This window comes from Myxococcus vastator (genome assembly GCF_010894475.1).
GTDB classification, from domain to species: domain Bacteria; phylum Myxococcota; class Myxococcia; order Myxococcales; family Myxococcaceae; genus Myxococcus; species Myxococcus vastator.
The window spans coordinates 1-2,464 of the sequence record NZ_JAAIYB010000736.1 but is presented as its reverse complement, the minus strand read 5'-3'; the positions used below and the strand labels follow the sequence as shown (position 1 = coordinate 2,464).

At 66.4% G+C, this 2,464-nt stretch carries 1 protein-coding gene and 2 pseudogenes; all 3 read right to left on the bottom strand.

The annotated features are described in order from the left end of the window. Window positions 1-126: pseudogene (locus tag G4D87_RS36695) on the bottom strand (MFS transporter); the annotation flags it as partial. 15 nt (window positions 127-141) lie between these two features. Then, window positions 142-603, bottom strand: a pseudogene (locus tag G4D87_RS36690) (MFS transporter); the annotation flags it as partial. A gap of 135 nt (window positions 604-738) precedes the next feature. Next, on the bottom strand, window positions 739-2,464 hold a 1,726-nt coding region (gltC, locus tag G4D87_RS36685), incomplete at its 5' end, for an adventurous gliding motility protein GltC (protein ID WP_240358908.1).

Here is a 2,464-nt window from a genome sequence, read left to right as displayed (position 1 = left end):
GCTCACTAGCAGCACCGGCCGGCGGCCGTACCTGTCGCTGAGCCGGCCCATCACCGGGGCCGACACCAGCTGCATCAGCGAGAAGACGGAGATGAGCAACCCCACCGTGAAGGGCGAGGCGCCGAACAGGTTGATGGCCACCAGCCCCGCCGCGAACAGACCGATGGCGAGGTTGCCGCCCCAGGCGCCCAGGAAGCCGCCCAGCGCCGGTCCCAGCACGAAGCCCAGCCCGAAGGCCGCGCCAATGACTCCCATGCCCCGCGCCCTGTCCTTCGGCGTGGTGATGTCCGCCACCACGGCCTGTGCGGTGGAGATGTTGCCACCGGAGATGCCGTCGACGACACGCGCCAGGAAGAGCAGCGGCAGCGACTGCGCGAAGGCGAACAGTAGGTACGCCAGCAGCGAGCCCACCTGGCTCACCAGCAGCACCGGCCGGCGGCCGTACCTGTCGCTGAGCCGGCCCATCACCGGGGCCGACACCAGCTGCATCAGCGAGAAGACGGAGATGAGCAACCCCACCGTGAAGGGCGAGGCGCCGAACCGCACGCCGTACACCCCCAGCTGGGGAATCAGGATGCCGAACCCGATGAGGTCCAGCGCCACGATTCCGAAGACGACACGGAGTGACGCCGCCCGCCGCACCACCAGTTGCCCCTTTGCGAAAAAAGAAAACCGCCGGAGCGCGAAGATAGCGCCCCGGCGGCTCGAATGGGGGAGAAGTCCCGGCTCCGGCGGGCTTTACATCGCCTCGGCGGACTGGACGTTCCGGTTCGCGGTGTCGCGCTCGATGCAGCCCTTGGTCATCGTGTACTGGTAGGTGCCCAGCTCGTCACGCCAGTACTCGCCCTCGTACGGCCAGTAGAGCTGGTCGTCCTGCACGGCGACGGAGTACTTGTACTTCTTGACGATGGCCGTGCGGCCGCCCGCCTTGAGCTGCTCCTCCAGGAACTCCTTCTCCTTGGTGGTCGTCTCGAACTTGATGCGCAGGCCGTTGGCGAGCAGTTGCTTGAGCGCCACCAACTCCGTCTCCAGCTTGCCCTTGGCCATGATGCCGGCCTTGGAGATGAGCGCCGTGCGCTGCAGCTTGAGCCCCTCCAGCAGGGACTTGCTCAGCTCGGAGTACTTGAAGGTGTCCGCCCGGTTCGCGAAGGCGTCCATCTCCGCCTCCAGCTCGAGGATGGAGTCGTTCGTCTTGCGCAGGTCCTGGTCCGTCAGGGCCAGCCGGAGGATGCGCTCCAGGATGACGTCCGTCTCGTTCTTCTCCAGGCCGTCCTTGTTCTTCTTCTGCACGTCGGACAGCACCGAGTAGTACTCGCTGGCCTCCATGTTCTTCTTCACCAGCGACTCCAGCTGGTCGTGCACGGGCAGGTAGGTGCGCTCGAAGTCCTGGAGGATGATGTTGGACTCCCGGTAGCGGCAGTTCTCGTAATAGATGACCGCCTTCAGGATGAGCGCCTCCGGGAAGTACTCCTCACGGAAGAAGGGCGACGACAGGGTGATGAGGTTGCCCAGCGCCTGCTCGTACTGGCCCACGCGGTAGTTGGCCCAGCTGGACTCGAAGAGGGCCTCCAGCCACTGGGTGTTCCCGCGCTCCACCTTGCCCAAGTAGAAGAGCGCGAAGCGGTTCTGCTGCATGCCGTAGTGCGTGCGCGCCAGCTGCATGAAGGCCAGCTCGCGCAGCGACTTGTCCAGCTTCGCCTGGTCGGCGGGCTTGCCGGCCACCGGACGCGTGAGGCGGACCACTTCCTTCATCGCCTCGATGGCCGCCAGCATCTCCCCGTTGGCGCGCTTGGCCGCCGCGTCCTTCTGACGGCTGCCGTTGCGGAAGGAGGACAGGCCCTCCAGGTACTTGGCGCGGGGGAAGAACGGGTCGGCGCGCGGAATGGTCAGCGCCAGCCGCTTCACCTCCGAGAAGCTCTTGTCGGCCTCCTCGGGCTGCCCCACCTGGTCCAGCGCGCGGCCTCGCACGAAGTGGTAGCGCGCCAGCAGGTAGCGGAACTCGTTGCGGTACTTCTCCGGGAACTCCTGGTTCGCGTGGCGGGCAATCTCGTCGAGGATGACCGTCTCGTTCTTCGTCTTGCGGCTGATGAAGAAGAGCCACTCCAGGCTCGTCTTGAAGAACTTGGTGGACGGGCCCAGGGAGAGGATCTTGGAGAACTCCCCCAGGGACGAGTGGTACATGCCCATGCGGTAGAGCGACTTGGCCAGCACGTAGCGCGCCTCGGTGTGCAGGCCCGCCAGCTTCGGGTCCTCCAGCAGCTCGTGCGCCGCCATGGAGGCCTTCTCGTACTCGTCGTTCTTGAAGAGGCTGACGGCCACCTCCAGGCGCTGGCGGTCCGCCGTCTTGCCGGAGACGTCCACCGCGTCGAAGGACATGGTGGGCGCGGCCGGCTTGGGCGCCTCCTGCGTCAGGTCCAGGCCCATGCCCATGCTCCCGGTGTTCGCGGGAGGCGAGGCCGGGGTG